Source organism: Lujinxingia litoralis, from assembly GCF_003260125.1.
GTDB classification, from domain to species: Bacteria; Myxococcota_A; Bradymonadia; order Bradymonadales; family Bradymonadaceae; genus Lujinxingia; species Lujinxingia litoralis.
On record NZ_QHKO01000002.1, the window covers coordinates 242325 to 262146 of the forward strand.

Genomic DNA, 19822 nt, shown 5'->3' on the forward strand with positions numbered 1-19822 from the left:
ATCATCGTGATGGATGCGCAGCTCTCCAGCTAACATAGCGAAACTACAGTGTTTCAGCGAAAGCTGCGGCGATCGCAGGCCTCGGTCGCGGCTTTGATGTGGCCAGGAAGACATTTTTTTACGTGAGGACTCACCATGCAGCGAAACCCCCTTCAGAGATCGGATGGTTCGACGCAATTTCTGCGCCGGATACTTTCGACGTTGATGCTTACCGGCTGGGCGCTTGTCGCCGTCGCCTGTGGCGACGACGACCCCCAGAATGTCGACCTCTGCGAGGATGTCAGCTGCGAGCGCGGGGTCTGTCAGGCCGGCGAATGCGTCAACAGCGACGCCTGCACCATCGCCGAAGACTGCGTCGAAGGGTTTATCTGCGGCGAGGGCGGCAGCTGCGAGGAAACGAGCTGCGAAGGGGTGAGCTGCGAGCGCGGTCAGTGCTCCGAGGCCACCGGCCAGTGCGAGAACGCCCCGGCCTGCGCGATCTCCACCCAGGCCACCGATTGCCTGGAAGGCTTCGTCTGCGACGAAAACCTCTGCGTAAGCGAAGACGACTTCTGCGCCAACCTGGGCTGCGAGGAGGGCCGCGGGGTCTGCTCACTTGAAGAGCGCGCCTGCGTCAACGCGGAGGTCTGCGAAGGCTCCGACCGTAACTGCGCCGAAGGCTTCTTCTGCAACGACGAAGACACCTGCCAGGCCAACCTCTGCGACGACACCACCGAGTGCTCCCGCGGCGTCTGCGACCCGGCCACCGGGCAATGCGTCGACCCCGAGGTTTGCGAAAGCGGCGACGATTGCACCGATGGCTCCTACTGCATCGCCGGGAGCTGCCAGCCTCAGGACGCGGCCTGCATCACCTGTGATGGCAACCAGCTCTGCTCCTACGACGCCGAGGGGCTCGCGGTGATCTGCGAAGAGAACCCGGCGGGCTGCTCCAGCGCCATCGACTGCAGCGACGATCGCGCCTGCCAGGGCGGCCTCTGCGTCGATCCCGTGGCCTGTGAGGCCGACGCCCTGGAGCCCAACGACACCACCGCCGACGCGACCAACATTGATGATGCCGCGGTCGAAGGGCTGGTCTCGGCCGGCATCTGCAGCGGCGACGTTGACGTCTTCACCTTCGACACCCTGGGGCGCGGCGTGGTCCGCGGCACCCTGGTGGTGGACGTGCGTGCGCTCTCCGAAGACCGCGGTCTGGGCGACCTGGAGGTGAGCATCTTTGGCACCGACGGCACCGAGCTCAGCCGCACCCTCACCGATGCCCGCGGCGTCGCCTCCTTTGCTCGCCTGCGCAACGCCGCGCAGATGGGCGTCCATCGCATCGAGGTGCGGGATGCCGGCCAGGTGCGCGACCCGGGCGTCCGCTATCAGGTCTTTGCCGACGTGGTCCCCGAGGCGGTTCATCAGGTCTGCCAGCAGGCGATCGTGTTGGAGAACGGCGCCTCGGCCAGCGGAAACAGCGCCGAGAGCACCAGCTACCAGATGCAGCCGACCTGCGCCGATGAGGGGAGCACCGCCGGCGAGCAAATCTTCACCTTTGAGGTCACCGAGCGCAGCCGCGTGGATCTGATGCTGACCCCGTCGGCCTCGGTGGAGTTGACCCTCTCGCTGCGCACCACCTGCGAGTCGGAGTTCAGCGAGCTGGCCTGCCAGTACGCTGTAGGTGCCGGCGTGATTCAGCGCATCCGCCAGACCCTCGACCCGGGCACCTACTTCGCCGTGGTCAAGGGGCCGAGCAACGCCACCGGCGGCGCCTTCAACATCGATCTGAGCATCGATCCCCTGGTCTGTTCGCCGGGCGCGGCCAGCTGCCTGGACAACGGCACCTCCCGCTACTGCAACGCCCTGGGCACCGGCTTCGAAGAAGTCACCTGCCTGGGAGGCTGCGTGGAAGAAAGCGGGCTCTGCGAAGGCAACGCCGGCGACACCTGCGTCAACGCCATCGATGCTTCGGCGGGCTTTGAAGGCCTGATCGACTGGAATGACTACAGCGACGAGGTCAGCCTGGAAGGTGGGGACGTGGAAGCCGGCGAGAGCTGCCTGAGCGCGGCTGAAGCCACCCGCACCTTTGGCCCTGAGGTGGTCTACGCCGTGCAGATTCCGGCCGGGCACGCCCTTCAGGCCGAGCTCATCACCACCAGCGACCACACCGCTCTGCTGCTCCTCGACGACTGCGCCGATGCCGACCTGAGCTGCCTGGCTGCCCAGGTCGAGACCACCGCGCGTGCCGACGGACGCGTCCTGCAGCGCCTCACCTACACCAACACCTCCGAGGTCTTGGAGAACCTGCGCCTGGTCGCCTCCTCCACGATCACGCCCACCGGCGACTCCGAGATCCGCATCGAAACCGGGGCGGTGGTCTGTGAGCCCGGACTGGCTGAGTGCTCCGGCGACGAGCTGGTCCGCTGCAACGCCGCCGGCATCGCGCTGGAGACTGAGCGCACCTGTAACTTCGGCTGTAATCCCGAAGGCGACGCGGAGTCGTCGGACGACAGCGCCACCTGCAACCCGGGCACCAACCAGGTTTGCCGCAGCGCCATCGATATCCTGAGCACCGGCGGCACCTTCCAGGGAGTGATCGAGGACTACGGCAACGACTACTCGCCGAAATCCAACGGTTGCACCGGCCGCAGCGCCGCCGGAGGCGACGCCACCTTCTTCGTCGACGCTTCGGCCGGCGATGTGCTCACCGCGCGTCTGGAGAGCGACTTTGACGCCGCGATCTGGATCACCACGGACTGCAACCGCGCGGCCGAAACCTGCCTGTCCGGCAGCGACAGCGGTGTGGGCGCTGGCGAGCTCGTGCAGCTTGTCGCCCCCCGTGACGGACGCTACTTCATCATCGTCGACTCCCAGTCCGGTGAGACCGGCTCCTTTGAGCTGGAGGCCACCCTGGCCCTGCCCGGCTGCACCCCCGGCGAAGTGCTCGGCTGCGCCGACGCCGACACCCTCTCCTACTGTGGCCCGCAAGGCGCTCCGGCGAACTACGCCTGCGTCGCCGGCTGCACCGGCATGAGTTGCGACAGCCCCCGGGGCGACGCCTGCTTTGACGCCATCCCGGTCACCGATGGCCAGGTCGTGGCCGGCTCCTTCAACGCCCGCAGCACCGGCGTGGAGATTCCCGGTGAGGTCCTGGGCGCCTGTGACTTCTCCAACTCCGAGAGCCGCTACGACGCAGGCGATCCGATCCTGGGGCCCCAGGCCATCTATTCGGTCGCGCTGCGCGCCGGACAGGCCCTGGAAGTCACCGGTGTCAACGACGCCTACAGCGGTGTCTACTACATCTTGAGCGAGTGTGGTCAGGCCGACACCTGCCTGGATAACACCACCCGCGGAGACAATCCCGAACTGGTGCACTTCGCCGAGCAGGACGAGACGGTCTTCGTGGTCGCCTCGCGCTACATCCGGCACTCCTCCTCGTCCGAAGGCTACGTCCTCAACTTCAAGGTTGTGGACATCACCTGCGAGTATGGCGAGCGCCGCTGCATGGACAGCCTCACCGCCGAATTCTGCACGGCGGCCGGCTACTGGGAGAGCTACGAATGCCTGCAGGGATGCAGCGCTGGCGTGTGCCGAAACGCTCCGGCCGATACCTGCACCAACGCGCAGGTGGTCACCGAATCGAGCACCTTCACCGGTAGCATGGCCCTGATGGCCGACGACATTGACGTCTCTCCCAAAACCTCGCCCAACGGCTGCTTTGCCGAGTACACCTCCTCGCTGACCACGTCCGGTCCCGACGCGATCTATGAGGTGCACCTGGCGGCTGGCGAGCACCTTGAAGTGCGTAGCTCCGGCACCTCTCATCTGCTCTACCTCCAGAGCAGTTGTGGGGCCTTTGATACCTGTCTGGTAAGCAACACCGGCACCAGCACCTCGCTTCAGCAGCAGCTCAGCTACACGGCCCAGGCCGACGAGGTACTCTTCGTGGTCCTGGACACCATCACCAGCTCCTCCGGTGACTTCGAGATCTACTTTGGCATCACGCCGACCGACACCGGCTGCACGCATGGTGAGGCCTACTGCATGGCCGATGGCGAGACCCTGGCGGTCTGCGACGCGCAGGGCGACTACCAGGCCTACCGCTGCACCGACGGTTGCATCGACGGGCGCTGCGGCACCCCCGACGCCCGCATCTGCGAAGACGCCGTCGTGCTGACCCCGGGTCAGACCTACGCCGGTACCCTCACGGGCACCGGCGCGGTGCCCCTGGATGCCCAGGCCACCGGCGCCTGTGACTTCACCGAGATCATCGGCGAAGAAGAGGACTACGCCGACTGGGTCACCCGCGTGCACGCGGTGGATGTACGCGCCGGCGAGGTGCTCAGCGCGAAGCTGCGCGGCCGCTCCTCAGGGGCGTTTATGTACATCACCAACGACTGCTACCAGGGCTCCGCCGGCTGCCAGGCCGTGAGCGCCGAGGTGGGATACGCCCCGGAACTCACCTACCAGGCCAATGCCGACGAGACCCTCTACGTGGTCGTCTCGCACACCCGCGACACCAGCGGCGGCGACTACCTGCTTGATGTCGCCCTCTCCCAGCCCGGCTGCACGCCGGGCGCGATGGAGTGTCTGGCCGACGGCCGCACCCTGGGGATGTGCAACGACCAGGGCACCTTTGACCTCTACCCCTGCGATGGCACCTGCTCCCAGGGCGCCTGCGACCAGCCGGTGGGCGACGCGTGCTTTGACGCCATTCCCCTCATCGCCGGTCAGCCGGTCACCGGCACCTTCCAGGGCACCAACACCCTGAGCCCGACCAGCGGCCAGGAGGCCGGAGACTGCACCTTCCCGGCCAACCTCCCCGGCAACGAGACCATCTACTCGATCTTCGTGCCGGCCGGTCAGGCTCTGACCGTCGACCTGGAGTCGTCGGTCTACGGCTCCCGCGCCTACATCCTGGGCGACTGCGCCGACCTGAACTCCTGCATCGCCGTGGCCACCACCGACCGCGACAGCCAGATGAACTTTGTCGCCCAGCGCGATCGCACCGTCTTTGTGGTGGTCGACCGCACCGGCCAGGCCATCGACGATAGCGAGTTCACCCTGACCGCCGACTACAACACCCCGGAATGCACCCCGGGCCAGCAGCGCTGCAGCGCCGACGGCAGCTCCGTCCAGATCTGCAACGCGTTCAACTATTACGAGGACTACGCCTGCGCCAGCGGCTCCTGCTCGGCCGGGTTTTGTGCGCACCCCGACGGTATGAGCTGCCAGGACTCCCTGCCCCTTCCGCTGAACCAAGACGTGGTGCTCACGCAGGGCCCCACCAGCTGGCTGGACTCGGGCCTGGAAGACACGGGCGCCTGCTCGATCTCCGGTAGCAACCCCCGTGGCGAGGCCTACCGTCACATCGATCTGGAGGCCGGCGATGTGCTCGACATCGTGGCTCCCAACGCCAGACAATTTGGCGTCGAGATGATGGTGCTCGAAGACTGTTTCACGCTGACCTCCTGTCAGGTCTCCGACAACCTGTATTCCTCCAGCGGTGGCGAGGTGCGCTATGTGGCCGACCAGGCCCGTCGTGTCTATCTGGTCATTGATGATGATGGCGAGTGGGGCACCCAGACGGTGCACGCCACCGTCACCCCGGCCGAATGCACCCCCGGGGAGCAGCGCTGCGATGCGGAGAGCGGTAACATCCAGCTCTGCAACGAGCTTGGCATCTTCGAAGACGACTACCAGTGCGATGGAGCCTGCACCGAAGCCCTGACCTGCGCGACTCCCAAGGGCGACCGCTGCTTTGACGCCATCCCCCTGCCGGGCGACGGCGTGGCGGTCAGCGCCAACAACGTCGGCCTCTCCAACCAGATCGGCGCGAGCAGCGGCACCTACGGCGCCTGCACCTTTGAGTCCAGCTCCACCGGCTACGATCGCATCTACTCGGTGGAGGCCTCCGCCGGGGACGTGCTCCGGGTGAAGTACACCACCACCGAGACCTCGAGCCTCTTCTATGTGCTCAGCGAGTGTGGCCAGATCGAGAGCTGCATGGCCAACGGTCACTTCCGCTCCGGCTCGCACAACACCTACATCCCGATCGAGACCGATGGCACCTACTACGTGGTGGCCGACCGCCAGAGCTCTTCGTCCAGTAAGACCTTCGACCTGGAGGTCGAGGTGATGCAGCCCGAGTGTGTGGCCTACGGCATCACCCGCTGCACCCCGGATGGCACCGGCGTGGAGTACTGCAACGAGCTGGGCGTGCTGGAAGTGACCGAGTGTCAGGGCACCTGCTCCGACGACCGCTGTGAGGTGGCCACCGGGCAAACCTGTGGCGACGCCATCCTGCTGGAGCCCGGCGTGGTCTACACCGGCGACTTCAACGGCACCAACAACCTGGGCGACTGGGGCTCCGATACCGGCCTGTGTGCCTTTACCGAGGGCAACGAAACCCACGGGGCGGACACCTTCTACGAGATCAGCCTGCGGGCCGATGAGGTGCTCCTGGTGGACTTTACCTCCGAGGCCTCTGAGGGAATGGCTTACCTGGTGGAGGATTGCCGCAACATCGGCACCTGCCTGGCGCAGGGCGACTCCGCCAGAGCGGCAATCGAGCGTGGCTTTGAGTACGTCGCCGACGAAGACAAGACGGTATTCGTCGTCGTCGACCGCCGGGCCACCAGCACCTCCTCTAGCACCTACGAGCTCAGCGTGAGCGTCTCCTCGCTCTACTCCTGCACCCCGGGCACCCACATCTGTTCGGAAGACGGCAGCGCCATTGAGTACTGCGATGAACGCGGCATCGAGCGCACCTACGCCTGTGCCGATGGCTGTGTGGACGGCCGCTGCGCCACGGCCGAGGGCAACCTCTGCTTTGACGCCATCCCGGTGAACGACGGCGACACCGTGGACCACGTGCTCGAAGGCGCGACCAACGGCTTTGAGTTCGATGCGAGCTCCTCGTGCTACCTCACCGAGGACTACGGAAGCGTCGGTCCGGACCGCATCTACAGCATCGAGCTCAACGCTGGCGATCGTCTGGACGTGGATTACGAAGCGACCAACCGATACCACTACGACGACATCGTGATGTACGTGCTCGACGACTGCTCCGGCTCGATCAACGAGGCCTGCCAGGTCGCGTCCTTTGGTAACTGGGATCTCTCCTTCATCGCCGAGGAGTCGCAGACCTACTTTGTGGTCGTCGATGAGCGCCGGGAGACCCCGGTGGCCGACATCGGGCGTTCGGTGAGCTTCCATGTCACCCCGGCCTCGGCCGGCCAGGTCTGCCTGCCGGGTCAGTCGCGCTGCGAAGGCGGCACGGTAAGCATCTGCAACGTCGAGGGCACCGGGTTTGATACCCAGGTCAGCTGCGAGTTTGGCTGCGACCGGGATTTCTGCGCCGCTCCGGCTCAGATCAACGACACCTGCGAAGACGCCCTCTTGATCACCGCGCCCACCGTGCTCTTTGATGACTTCAGCGAGTTCTCCAACGACTACGGCACCTACTCCAACCGCTGCAACGGCTCCTCGTCCTCCGGGCGCGACGCGGTCTACCGCGTGGAGCTCGCCGCGGGTCAGGTGGTGCGCGTGCGTGCTCGCTCGACCGCCAACAACGTCGAACCCCGAGTCTCGATCGTGGAGGACTGCCAGAACATGGACGCCTGCCTGGCCGACGATTCTGGCGAGCCCGACGCCCAGACCGCGTACCACTCGGAGAACGGTGGCACCTACTTCGTGGTGGTCGACGGCGACGCGTCCTCGCAGGATATGTATATCGTGGAGTTCGACATCTACGACGCCGCGTGCGCCCACAACCAGCAGGCCTGCCTGGATGGCACCGTGCTGGAGTACTGCAACGCCGCAGGCCTCTTCGACACCCTGGAGTGCCCCCTGGGGTGCGGCAACGACGCTTGCAACCGTCCGGCCAACAACACCTGCGACGGAGCCATCGACGCCGGCGACGCGCTCTCGCTGAGCGTGGAACTTGATGCCTTCACCCGTGATTACGACCCTGCTCTGGGGAGTGGCTACGTCTGTACCGGCAAGGAGGGTACGGGCCCCGACATGGTCTATTACGTCGATGCACTGCGTAACGACGTGATCGATGTCACGCTCACCAACGCCGACTTCTGGAACATGATCTGGATCACCACGGAGTGCTCCGATTCGGAGCTTATGGCGGATGCCTGTGTCATCGGGGACGACGCTCGTAGTGGTTCTTCCTCGTCGGTGAGCTATCGAGTCCCGACGGCCGGGCGCTACTTCATCGTCGTCGACTCCTACGACTCCGTCCTCAATGAGGCTTCTGGCACGGTGGACATCGACATCGAGGTGACCCGGGCCCTCTGCCAGCCCACCGAAGGCTTCTGCGACGAAGCGGGCAACCTCAACGTCTGCGCCGCCGACGGCTCGGGCTTTGTGACGCAGACCTGCGCCACGGGCTGCTCCGAAGGGGCCTGCACCCCGCCGGTGGGCAACGTCTGCCCCGACGCGGTGCCCATGAGCAGTGGCCAGAACTTCGTGGGTGATTTTGCCAACTACACCCCCCACTTCGACCCGGGCTACGGGGGCTGCACCGGCTTTGATGCCCCGGGCGCCGACGCGGTCTTCGCCGTAACGCTGGCCGCTGGCGAGTCGGTCACGGCGACAGCCGGCAACGTCGCCGACGCGGCCAACGACCTGGCGCTCTACCTCATCAGCGACTGTGGTGATGAGCGGGCCAGCTGCCAGGCCGGTGCCGACACCTATGGCGAGGGTGACGAGACGGTGGTCTTCACCGCCACCGAAGCCGGTACCTACTACCTGGTGGTGGACAGCTGGAACGCCGACGCCAGCGGTCAGTTCCAGATCTCGACCACCATCAACTAAGCCTCTTCCCCTGCCGCGGCCTTAGATCCCGCCGCGGCAAGGGCTGAGCTCAACGAAGAAGGCCGCCCCCATGCGTGGGGGCGGCCTTCTTTGTGTGGGAGAGCGCGAAGGGGGGCGAAGAGAGCTTACTGAGCGTGGATGCGCTTCGTCGCCTCTCTTTCAAACTGAAATACACGCGTCGGAGGGGTCGGCATCTCTTGTTCAAACTGAAACACACGCGTCAAAGTGCCCGACGCCGCTCTTTTAAAGTGAAACACACGCATCGGAGTACTCAATGCACCGTCTGCCGGATGAAACACAGATGTCGGAGTGCCTGACGCCTCTCTTTTGAACTGAAACACAGGTGTCGGAGTGCGTGACGCCGCTCTTTTGAACTGAAACACACGCGTCAACGTGCCCGACGCCTCTCCTTCAACTGCGCGATGGCTCGCCGGAGAGACCTATGTCGATATTTTTCATTATGGTAACTCGACGCCCCCCTCAGACCGACACCCCGTCCCCTGAACGCCCCCCTCCTTCCCGACTCGCCAGCCCATGAGCTCGCGCGTATCTTGTCCCCCGCGCGCCCCTCCCTCTCTCCCGGCGACATCTCTGACGACATGACCCTGACCCGACGCGAATTCCTCAAAGGCCTGGGTGGCCTGGCCACCGCCGGCGTTCTGACCGGCGGAATCGACCTGCTGGCCATCGAACCCGGCTGGCTGGAGGTGACCACCCACCGGGTGCGCATCAAGGGACTCTCGGCTCATCTGGAGGGCTACCGCGTCGCCCAGGTCACCGACGTGCACATGGCCACCTTTGGCCCCCTGCACCACGCGATGATCGCGGCGTTGGATCGCTTTGAGCCCCGGCTGGTTGCGCTCACCGGCGACATTCTGGAGCGCGACAGCCGACTCGAAGACGTCGAGGTGCTCTGCGACGTGCTCGCCAGCCCGGGCCGCCGGGTGGTCGCCACCCTGGGCAACTGGGAGCACCGCGCAGGCTTTGGGGTCGAGGCCATCGCCCACCTCTACCGGCGCCACCAGATCGCACTCTACGTCAACGAGCACGTCACCCTCCCCGAAGGCGTGGTGTTGGCCTGCACCGATGACGCGAGCTTTGGCCAGGGCGACATCCTCAAAACCTGCCGTAACTTCCCCCCCTCCGACCTGAGCCTCTTGCTCACCCACGCCCCGGGCATTCTGGAGCCCTACCCGGTGGGCGCGCCCCGCTTCGACCTCACGCTCAGCGGGCATACCCACGGGGGCCAGGTGCGTCTCTTTGGCCTCACCCCGGTGCGCCCGCCGGGCAGCGGGCGCTTTATCTCGGGCGTCTACCACACCGGCGCCGGCCTCACCTATGTGTCGCGGGGCATCGGCACCAGCACCCTGCCGATTCGCCTGGGATGCCGCCCGGAGCTGGCGCTCTTTGAGTTCGTGCGGGCCTGAAGGCGCATCGGCGGCAGAAGCCCCCTCAAATCCCCCAGGCCACCGGCAGCCAGAAGCGTCCCACCAACGCGATGATCACGATAAACGCCAGGTTCAGCCGCACGCCGGCGCGCATCATGTCCTGCATCGTCACGTAATGAGAGGCAAACACCACCGCGTTGGGCGGGGTCGCCACCGGGAGCATAAAGGCGCAGGAGGCCGCGGTGACCACCGAGATCATCAGCACGTAGGGGTGCAGCCCGACCACGGTGGCCAGGATGGCGACGATCGGCACAAAGATCGTGGCCGTGGAGGTGTTGGAGGTCACCTCGGTCAAAAAGATCACCACCGCCACCAGCACCAGAATCACCAGCAGGCCCGGCGCCCCTTCCAGAAAGCCCAGGCCCTCGGCCAGCCAGCTGGCCAGCCCGCTCGACTCAATGCCGCTGGCCAGCGCGAGCCCTCCGCCAAAGAGGATGAGGATCCCCCAGGGCACCTCTTTCACGTCTTCCCAGGCCAGCAGCGCCTGCCCGGGCTCCTCCTGCGAGGGAACGATGAAGAGCAGAATCGCCCCCAGAATCGCCACCGTCGTATCGGAGAACCCGCCCAGCCCCAGCCCGCTCAGATAAGGACTCAGCGCCCCGCGGAGTACCCAGAGCCCGGCCACCAGCCCGAAGACCGCCAGCACCCGTTGCTCCGGCACCCGCATCTTCCCCAGCCCCCGACGTCCCTCCTCGACGACCTTCGAGATGCCCTCCATCCCACCGATCCGGATGGGATAGGCCTTCTTCGTCAGGTAAATCCAGGCGATCCCGATCCCCACCACCGCGATCGGAAGCCCGTAAAACATCCACTGCAAAAACGAAATTTTGGCGCCGTAAACCCGGTCCACATAACCCACGAAGATGGCGTTAGGCGGGCTCCCGATGATCGTGGCGATGCCCCCGATGGAGGCCGAGTAGGCAATGCCCAGCATCAGCGCCATCCCAAAATGAAACCCGCCCGGGCTGGTATCGATCTCGGGCTGATGCTGCCGGGTCAGGGTGCCCACCTGGCTGACGACGGCCAGCCCGATGGGCACCATCATCATGGCGCTGGCCGTGTTGCTGATCCACATCGACAAAAAGCCGGTCGCCACCATAAAGCCCAACACCAGTCGGGAGGGCTCAAACCCAACCCGAGCGATGATGGTGAGCGCGATACGTCGATGCAGGTGCCACTTCTCCACGGCGATCGAGAGCAAAAAACCGCCCAGAAAGAGGTAGATCAGCTCATGCCCGTAGTTCAGCGTGGTCTCGGCGGCCGAGAGCACTCCGGTCAGCGGGAAGAGCACGATCGGCACCAGCGCGGTGACATAGATGGGGATGGCTTCGCTCAACCACCAGATGGCCATCAGCATCGTGATGGCCAGCGCCGCGCTGCCTTCCGGGGAGAGCCCCTCGATGCCCTGCCCCAGCATGATCAGAAAGAAGACCACGGGGCCGGCCACCAGCTCGACCCCGCGGATCGAGCGTCGTCCGGAGGCCTCCGGGGTGTCGCGTTTGATGCCGCTCATACCTGACTCCGTCGCAAAAAAGGGCACTCAGGCTAAGCTCGACGAACGCCGATTCAACGCCGCCTGGTGCCCTCCTGGCCAAAAAAAAGCCGGCCTCTTCCTGAGAGCCCGCCTTCTTCCACGCAGTGTGGAGCTTGAGTTGGGTCGGCGCAAGACGCATCGCCCAGGCTCAAGCCAGCGCCCTGCCCACGCTCCCCCGGCCCTTGAACACGTGCGGCGAATGGGACCATCACCCCACGATCAGTACGCCCTCGGCGATGCGATAGCCCACCTCATCGGTGACGATCACCGGATCGAGCCCCTGGTTTCGCAGCATGCGCACCGTGCTGTAGACCCGGTTGGCCGCCGATTTGGCCTCGATCTGCTCGCCAGGCCAGCCCGCCGCCACCACCGCCTCCATATCCGCCGAGGGCATTCCGCTGCGCGCGCGCTCGATCAACGCCAGCAGCACTCGCCGCAGCGGCGACCGGCTCGACAGGTCGATGGGGGCGTCCTCGTTGAGCTGCACGCGGCGGCCCTGCTCCTGAACACGCAACAGGTGGGTGGGACGTTGGGCCGGCAGCGCGTAGCGCCTCTTGACCTCGGCGGCCAGCTGCTGTGCGTGGCGAAGGGGCACCGTGATCGAGGTATCGGCCTGCCGCAGGCGCACGCCTTCGACCTCGTCCAACGCGTCGTAGACCTCGGGCCAGCGGCCGGCCTCCAGGTGTTCCCCGGCCGCACAGAGTTCGACCATCGCTCGCCAGGCCCGCCCGACCGCCTCCCAGCGCGGCGCTTCTACCGGCCGGCGCAGCTCACCGGTCTGACTCAAGCGTTCCACCGCCTCGTCCACACGCGTGCGCGCCTCGTGGAGCGTGAGCGTGCCCCCCACACCGTGCAGCTTCGCAAAGACGTCATAGGCTGCGGCGATGGCCTCATGCCCGGGCGAATGCAGCTCCCGGAGGCGTTTTTGTACGCGCGGCAGGTGAATCGCCAGCAGCTCGTGATCGCCGACTTCCCAGGCGCAGAGAAGGCCCTGCGCGTCGGCGACCAGCGCACTGAAGCTCTGGTGATGGGCGTCGCACAGCTCCACGGCCTGCGCCACCACATCGCGGGCCTCCTCCGGGCGAGCGGCCGCCATCAGGTACACGGTACGCGCGGAGGCGTTGCGCGCGCGTTGCATCCCCAGCCCCATCTCGGCAAACCCCCGGTCGGATTCGGCCGAAATCGCGATCGCCTCGCGAATATCCCCCGCATAATAGGCCAGCAAAGAGAGATGATGCAGCGCGCTGAGCTCGTGAGTCCGGTAGTCGCGTTCACGCAGGGCCTCGATCTCCTCGCGCAGCACGGCCATGCCGGCCAGCGTGTTATCCTGCTCGTGCAGCGCCATCGCCCAGCCCAGGCTGATCCGCAGGCGAAAAAACACATGCGTCACGCTCCGGGCGGCCTCGTACGAGGAGCGCAGGCGCTGCAGCCCTCGCTCAAAGAGCGCCTCCGCATCTTCATCGGGCGCCGCCAGGCCCAGGCGAGCGCGGTTGATCGCATAGCGCCCCAGCTCATTGTTGAGTTGCATCGCGACAAAGGGGGAACTGCCCGCATCCGCGCCCTGATGCCAGGCCTGCGCCGCCTCCTCCATACGCCCCAGGTCGGCGAGCACCCGCCCCTTTTCCAGCAATAACTCCGAGCGGCTCGGCGCCCGGGGGGAAGCGTCGCCTTCCGCGCTCTCAAAGAGACGCTCCGCCTCATCCACCGCTTCGAACGCCGCGTCGAGTCGCCCCGCACTACGTAATATCGCCGCCCGAATCAGCGCGCCCCGCGCCGAGTCCGGCACCTCGGGATGCTCCCGGCCGATGGACTCGATGCGCTCCAGGTACGCCCCGAGCAGACCGCGCACCTCAAAGGTCGGGTGCATACAAAAGAGCAACTCCCGGGCCCGCTTCGGCTCGCTCAGCCGCAGGCGCTCAGCAGCCACGCTCAGGTTTGAGGTGTTGGCCAGCAGGCGTTTCAGCGCGCGCTCCCCCTCGGGCCCGCGCACCTCCAGATCGAGCTGCCCCGCCCGCTCCGCATAGTGGTTTGCGTGGCGCCGGCGAGCGGCCTCGATCAGCATCGGCGCGCTCTCAGCGGCGGCGTACTGGGCCACGCTCTCCAGCACCGAGAAACGCAGCTCCTCTCCCTCGTCACTCAACGCGGTATTCACCAGCGACTTCAGCACCAGCGACTGCAGGACATCCCCCACCCAGGCGTCCTCTCGACCGGTTTCAATCACCGCTTCGGCGGCCTCCAGGTCAAAATCCCCGGAGAACACCGCACATTGCGCCAGCGTGGCCCGCTCCACCTCGTCGAGCAGCTCCCACGACAGGCCGATCGCCTCTCCCAGCGCCTGCCGGGAGCGATCTTCTCCCCCATGCGCCGGGCGCAGGATCTGAAAGCGCTTCTCCAGCCGCTGAAGCAGCGACTCCACCGAGAGAATCGTCAGCCGCGCGGCCGCCAGCACAATCGCCAGGGGCAGATCGTCCAGATGAGCCAACAGCGCGTCGAGCGCCCCGGCATCGACCCGCGAGGGGTCAAAGACCGGCCGGGCCTGGCGCGCCGTGGTGATAAAGAGAGCGCGCGCGTCCTCCCGGCTCAATGGCGAGAGCGTGTACGAACGCACCCCCTTGTCGCCCAGCACCACACGGGAGGTCAGCAAGATGCGCAGCTCGTCGAGCGCCTCCACACGCTCCAGAAGCGGGTACAGGTCAGCGGCCACGCGGTCGGCATCATCAAAGATCACCAGGGTGGCACCGCGTTCGCCGAGCGCTTCGGCGATCAGGTCGACGGCCCGTTCCCGCTCAAACTCCGAGATGGGCCCCAGCCCCAGCGCCAGCGCCAGCGTATCGAAGAAGGATTCCCCGGGCAGCGCCGAGCGCGCGTCTACCCAGGCCACCGAGGCCTCCTGCACCGCCCCCGGAGAGCGCGCCTCGGCCCAGGCCTCGGCCACCTCCCTGGCGAGATGGGACTTCCCCACCCCGGGCGGTCCGTAGATGGCCACCCGCGCCCCCGGGGCATCCAGCAAGGTGCCAAGCGTGCGTTGCTCTTCCTGGCGCAGGCGCGCCGCACGGCGTGTCAGTTTTTTCCATGTACCCGAGCTGCTCATCCATGCTCCTGCTGCCTGGCGGGCGATTAGTTTCCCGGCGGCACGTCGGTAACTGGTCGGACGAGCGCGCATCATACTGATCACATGCTTGGGGGCAACGAGCGCCGGGGGCTGAAGATGCGGCTTTACGTGCCCCGGGCCGCATTTTCAGATCGGAATTTCGGTTTTTCAGGAGCCCTGGCAGCCCGCCGGCCCGGCCCAAGACGCCCCTGGGAGCCCATTCCTTAGCTGCGTTTGAGACGCACGCACGCCCGACCGCCCGCCGGCGCGCTCAGTCCTCGGTCAACGCGTGCCAGACCTCCCCTTCGATCCAACCCATGCGACCGAAGCCGGCGACAAAACGCACCCGATCCACCCGCAGCACATACAGGTTGAAGTCCGCAAAGCCCACGTACCCCCGCGCCTGCGGGTGGCAGCGAAGGTAGTGCTCGCGCAGCGCCTCCAGCGCCTCTCCTCTCACGCTCTCCACTCGCCCCTGAAAGCTGGCCCGACCGCGCTCCAGCACCTCCCCCTCCCCCTGCGCGTCGGCGACCACCACCGAGGCCCGGGCGTCCACACGTAGGTTGCGGGTGTGCTCGGCCAGATCACTCAACAACAGCAGCAGGTCGCCCCCTTTCGGTGCCCCCGCCACGTCGACCACCGAGGCATAGGGGGTGCCTTCGGCGCGCCCCAGGGTGGCCAGCACCCCCGTGCGGGCCTCCTTGAGCAAGGCCCGAGCCTCGCTCCTCAGCTCCTCCAGCTCACCCGACTCTTTTTCACATTCCACCATCTTCTCCTCCTTGTTTTGAGCCAAGTTCGACCCTCATGACCGGGTGCGCGCCCCGCAAGCGCGCCCTCCTCACCTGCCAGCACCCGGGGTTGCCTGTCGGACTGGCCCCGGACTTCAAACTTACACTAAGGTAGCGCTTCAACATGTCCAAAACGCGCCGCTTAAGCCCTTCTCCCTGATGGGGGGGGACAAGGGAACGACGCCGTGAGCAGAAGCTCACGGCGTAATATTGCTCTCACACGCTTACCTGTCAGGGAGACATGACATGCGCCACCTTTCTCTCCAATGCCTGATGATGCTGGTTCTGACCCTGGTGGCCTCCTCCGCACTTGCCCTCAGCGTCGAGGAGGTCCCCAATCCTCGCCACGTCAATGCCTGGGTCACCGACCACGCCGACATCCTCACCCCGGAGCAAGAGCTCGAGCTCAACACCATGCTCCACGAGCTCGAACACCTCACATCGGTCGAGGTCGCCCTCGTCACCCTCCACAGCGTCGATGCCCCCACCCCAAAGGACTTCGCCACGCGCCTCTTTAACTACTGGGGCGTCGGCAAAGAGGAGCTCAACAACGGACTCCTGGTCCTCCTCGTCATGGACGAGCGCCGCCTGGAGATGGAAACCGGCTACGGCCTCGAAGGCGTGTTGACCGATGGCTGGCTCGCCACAATCCAGGCCGAACACATGGTCCCCCACTTCAAAGAAGGTCAATTTGGCATCGGCCTGACCAGCGGCCTCGCCGAGATCTACAGGCGGCTCACGCCCCACCCCCTCCCAACACCTCACCCCGGTCCGGCGCTCCCCCCCACGAGCGAGGACGCCTGGCCCGGGGGCGCCGGCCTCGCCGATTTCGCAGCGGTCTCCAGCCTCGCCGACTTCAACGACCTCCTCGACCTCGTTGCTCGCGAAGGCATCAACGCCGCCGACTTCAACGACCGCGTCGAAACTCAACCCCCGAACACCTGCGTCTCCTGCTCCTGCCTCTCTTTCATGTTCATCCTCCTGCTCTACCTCCGGATCGCCGCCCGACGCGTCGGCATCCACTTCGGCGGGAGCATCGGCGGCGGTGGCGGTGGCGGTGGGGGCTCTTTTGGCGGCGGCCGCTCCGGGGGCGGGGGCTCCGGCTCCAGCTGGTAATCCCTCTCCTGCGCTCAACCCGTTTGGGAGCCGGCCCCCCGAGGGGCCGGCTCGTTGCGTTAGACAGCCCCCAAACGCCGTCGACCATCTGTCCGGCCAGCGCGAACCCGCAAAACCACCCGCATCGAAGGTCTGGCTGGCTCTCACCACCGACTTTACACTAAGATGCATTCACTCCATGCCCCATCAACGCGGGAAACGAACGTGTCGCCACCTGCCCTGAGCACGGTATCCACTTCGATAATTCTCCAGTCAGGGAGACGCTCATGCGCTGGCTCCAGCTGGTAGTCCCTCGCTGCTGCGCGCTCGGGCGACGACGCCTCAAAACGCACCAGACGCCCGGAAGTAGCGCTGGTATGCTGTACCAGCGCTACTCACGACCTAATAAGATGCCCCCAACATGATCCTGGTCGTGACGCCTTACACCGCTCCGAAACGCGGAATCGCTTTACACACTTAATTTGTCAGGAAGACGTACATGCACCATCTCCGCCTGCTGGGCCTTATCATCACATTCCTGAGCTTTGCGGCCTCATCCGCGTTCGCGCTCAGCGTTGAAAAGGTCCCCAACCCCCGCCACACCAACGCCTGGGTCACCGACCAGGCCAACATCCTCTCCCCGACGCAAGAGGAAGAGCTCAACACCATGCTTGGCGAGCTCGAAGCCCAGACCTCCGTCGAGATCGCCCTCGTCACCCTCGACACCATAGATGCGGGCACGCCAAAAGACTTTGCTACCAGCCTCTTCAACCACTGGGGCGTCGGCAAGAAGGGGGCCGACAACGGACTCCTGGTCCTCCTCGTCATGAGTGAGCGCCGCCTGGAGATGGAAACCGGCTACGGCCTCGAAGCGGTACTCTCCGATGGCTGGCTCGCCGCCACCCAGGCCAATCACATGGTCCCCCATTTCAAAAAGGGGAACTTTGGCACCGGCCTGACCCGCGGCCTGGCCGCGATCAACACCCGGGTGAGCACGCACTCGGCCACTCCCCGAGCCGACACTTCCCCGGCCGGCGACGAGACTCCAAAATCCGCCCTGGCCCACCTGGTCGACTCCTCCGGCGGCGACTCCCAAACGCGATCCGCAGATGAAACGGGCGAGAACTTCGCGTCCTCGTGTTGCTGTGTCTCGCTTCTCCTGCTCGTCCTCCTCTGGCGGATCCGCAAGCGCCGACGTCGCCGGCGTTGCCCCAGATGCGATCACAAGATGGTGCCGATGCCCGACGCGGAGATCGACCGTCGCCTCACGCCAGGGCACCGCCTGGAGCGCGAGCTCGGCTCCCGTCTCTTTCTCTTCGAAGAGTGTCCCGAGTGCCACTACGTCGACGACCTTGTGCAAAAGCCCAACTCCGCCTACAAAACCTGCCCTTCGTGCTCCTACCTCACCTTAAAGATTCGCGTCGAAGAGCTGTTCCCCGCGACCACCACGTCTGGCGGGCGTCGAAGGATCTTCCAGACGTGTCTGCACTGCGATTTTGAAGACCACGACGACGAGGCAACCCCGCGAGTTCAGGTCCAGGCCCCGGTCCAGAGCTCCTACTCGCCACCCCGGCGCCGCCATCGCAAGCGCGAGCGCAAGCGGGAGCGGCACGACTCCTCCCCGGGGCTCTTCAGCTTCGGCTCGTCCTCATCCCACGACGATGACGACGACCATAACCGCCGCCCCCCCTCCGGCGGCTCTTCCGGACGTTCCTCCGGCGGCGGTGGCTCCTTTGGCGGCGGCCGCTCCGGGGGCGGAGGCGCCGGCTCCAGCTGGTAGCGCCTCCTCACATCTCACAATACAGCACGCGCGCTCCACGAGCCGGCCCCCCAAAGGCCGGCTCGTCACCTCTGGTTCCCCGTGTCCCCCCGCGGGCCAACCTCCCCACCGGCAAGGCTCACGTCAGCCCCCCCTCTCACAGACATCTCGCGGTGTTCAAACGGGTTTGAACATGCCCGAGAACGTGGTAATCCCTGCCCTCGACCGCGCCGCTATCGGCCCGGCCCATACCTGGTGCTCTTCCCCTGCCCGATAATCTGTCTCTGATGAGGAGTTGCTCAACATGGTCTCCGAGATCTTCGACCCCGGCGCCTGGAAGCCTGTAGAAGGCTTCGACTTTCAAGACATCACCTACCACCGCGCGGTGGATCAGGGCACGGTACGCGTGGCCTTTAACCGCCCGGAGATTCGCAACGCCTTCCGTCCCCAAACCGTCGACGAACTCTTTACCGCGTTGGAACACGCTCGACAGTCGGCCGACGTCGGCTGCGTGCTCATCACCGGTAATGGCCCCTCGCCCAAAGACGGCGGCTGGGCCTTCTGCTCCGGTGGCGACCAGGCTGTCCGCGGCAAAGATGGCTACCAGTACGCCGGCCGCGAACTCGCCGACGACCCGGTGGCCCGCGCGCGCCTGGGCCGCCTCCATATCCTGGAAGTTCAGCGCCTGATCCGCTTCATGCCCAAAGTCGTCATCGCTGTGGTACCCGGCTGGGCCGTCGGCGGCGGGCACAGCCTGCACGTGGTCTGCGACATGACCATCGCCAGCCAGGAACACGCCGTCTTCAAACAGACCGATCCCGATGTCGCCAGCTTCGATGGCGGCTACGGCTCTGCCCTGCTCGCACGTCAGGTCGGCCAGAAGCGCGCCCGCGAAATCTTCTTCCTGGGGCTCAACTACAGCGCCGAAGAAGCCTTCCAGATGGGCATGGTCAACGAAGTCGTTCCTCACGCCGAACTCGAAAAGCGCGCGCTGGAATACGGGAAGCTCATCAACTCCAAGAGCCCCACCGCCATGCGCATGCTCAAGTACGCCTTCAACCTCCCCGACGAGGGCCTGGTCGGGCAGCAGCTCTTTGCCGGCGAAGCCACTCGCCTGGCCTACGGCACCGAAGAAGCCCAGGAAGGACGCGATGCCTTCCTGGAGAAGAGACCCCAGGATTACACCAAGTTCCCCTGGCATTTCTGACCCCGTTGAGCCCATCGCCCCCACGCGTTCGCCCCCCCCGGCGACGCGTGCTCCGGCGATGGGCTCCGGGCGCTCTCACCGACGTCTGAGCAGTC

At 65.9% G+C, this 19822-nt stretch carries 8 protein-coding genes; 5 read left to right on the forward strand and 3 right to left on the reverse strand.

Going from position 1 to position 19822, the window contains the following annotated elements; all coding sequences use genetic code 11:
* The first annotated feature begins 135 nt into the window (after positions 1 to 135).
* Together DL240_RS05755 and DL240_RS05760 are read left to right on the forward strand one after the other, a co-directional pair.
* Positions 136 to 8805 (forward strand): PPC domain-containing protein, encoded by an 8670-nt coding sequence (locus DL240_RS05755; RefSeq protein WP_146618126.1) that lies wholly within the window; start codon positions 136 to 138, stop codon positions 8803 to 8805.
* 551 nt (positions 8806 to 9356) lie between these two features.
* Positions 9357 to 10232: a metallophosphoesterase gene (locus DL240_RS05760; protein WP_111728923.1), complete on the forward strand. Its 876-nt coding sequence runs from the start codon at positions 9357 to 9359 to the stop codon at positions 10230 to 10232.
* 25 nt (positions 10233 to 10257) lie between these two features.
* Here the strand turns inward: DL240_RS05760 and DL240_RS05765 are convergent, their stop codons facing one another.
* From DL240_RS05765 to DL240_RS05775, 3 genes are all read right to left on the reverse strand, one after another.
* A complete protein-coding gene (locus tag DL240_RS05765) occupies positions 10258 to 11766 on the reverse strand; it encodes an SLC13 family permease (protein WP_111728924.1) in 1509 nt (502 codons plus the stop codon).
* Positions 11767 to 11995: 229 nt separating this feature from the next.
* Positions 11996 to 14878 carry an ATP-binding protein gene (locus DL240_RS05770; protein WP_158542378.1) on the reverse strand — a complete coding sequence of 961 codons (2883 nt, stop codon included), beginning with the start codon at positions 14876 to 14878 and terminating at the stop codon, positions 11996 to 11998.
* A 271-nt stretch (positions 14879 to 15149) separates the two neighbouring features.
* Positions 15150 to 15647, reverse strand: a complete 498-nt coding sequence (locus tag DL240_RS05775; protein WP_111728926.1) for a HugZ family pyridoxamine 5'-phosphate oxidase — start codon at positions 15645 to 15647, stop codon at positions 15150 to 15152.
* Positions 15648 to 15912: 265 nt separating this feature from the next.
* Here DL240_RS05775 and DL240_RS20210 point away from each other — a divergent pair, with 265 nt between their 5' ends.
* The 3 genes from DL240_RS20210 (at position 15913) to DL240_RS05790 (ending at position 19727) form a co-directional block, all read left to right on the forward strand.
* Complete coding sequence (locus DL240_RS20210) at positions 15913 to 16782, forward strand: TPM domain-containing protein (protein WP_199589752.1); 870 nt, start codon at positions 15913 to 15915, stop codon at positions 16780 to 16782.
* Between the two features lie 478 nt (positions 16783 to 17260).
* Entirely contained in the window at positions 17261 to 18541 is a 1281-nt protein-coding gene (locus tag DL240_RS05785; RefSeq protein ID WP_111728927.1) for a TPM domain-containing protein, read from the forward strand.
* A gap of 283 nt (positions 18542 to 18824) precedes the next feature.
* A complete protein-coding gene (locus DL240_RS05790; protein WP_111728928.1) occupies positions 18825 to 19727 on the forward strand; it encodes a 1,4-dihydroxy-2-naphthoyl-CoA synthase in 903 nt (300 codons plus the stop codon).
* The last annotated feature ends 95 nt before the right edge of the window (positions 19728 to 19822 follow it).

Excerpts from the sequence above, each read along its gene's own strand:
- DL240_RS05755 (WP_146618126.1), top strand. The coding sequence starts at position 136 with ATGCAGCGAAACCCCCTTCAGAGATCGGATGGTTCGACGCAATTTCTG.
- DL240_RS05765 (WP_111728924.1), bottom strand. The coding sequence starts at position 11,766 with ATGAGCGGCATCAAACGCGACACCCCGGAGGCCTCCGGACGACGCTCG.
- DL240_RS05770 (WP_158542378.1), bottom strand. The coding sequence starts at position 14,878 with ATGAGCAGCTCGGGTACATGGAAAAAACTGACACGCCGTGCGGCGCGC.
- DL240_RS05775 (WP_111728926.1), bottom strand. The coding sequence starts at position 15,647 with ATGGTGGAATGTGAAAAAGAGTCGGGTGAGCTGGAGGAGCTGAGGAGC.
- DL240_RS20210 (WP_199589752.1), top strand. The coding sequence starts at position 15,913 with ATGCGCCACCTTTCTCTCCAATGCCTGATGATGCTGGTTCTGACCCTG.
- DL240_RS05785 (WP_111728927.1), top strand. The coding sequence starts at position 17,261 with ATGCACCATCTCCGCCTGCTGGGCCTTATCATCACATTCCTGAGCTTT.
- DL240_RS05790 (WP_111728928.1), top strand. The coding sequence starts at position 18,825 with ATGGTCTCCGAGATCTTCGACCCCGGCGCCTGGAAGCCTGTAGAAGGC.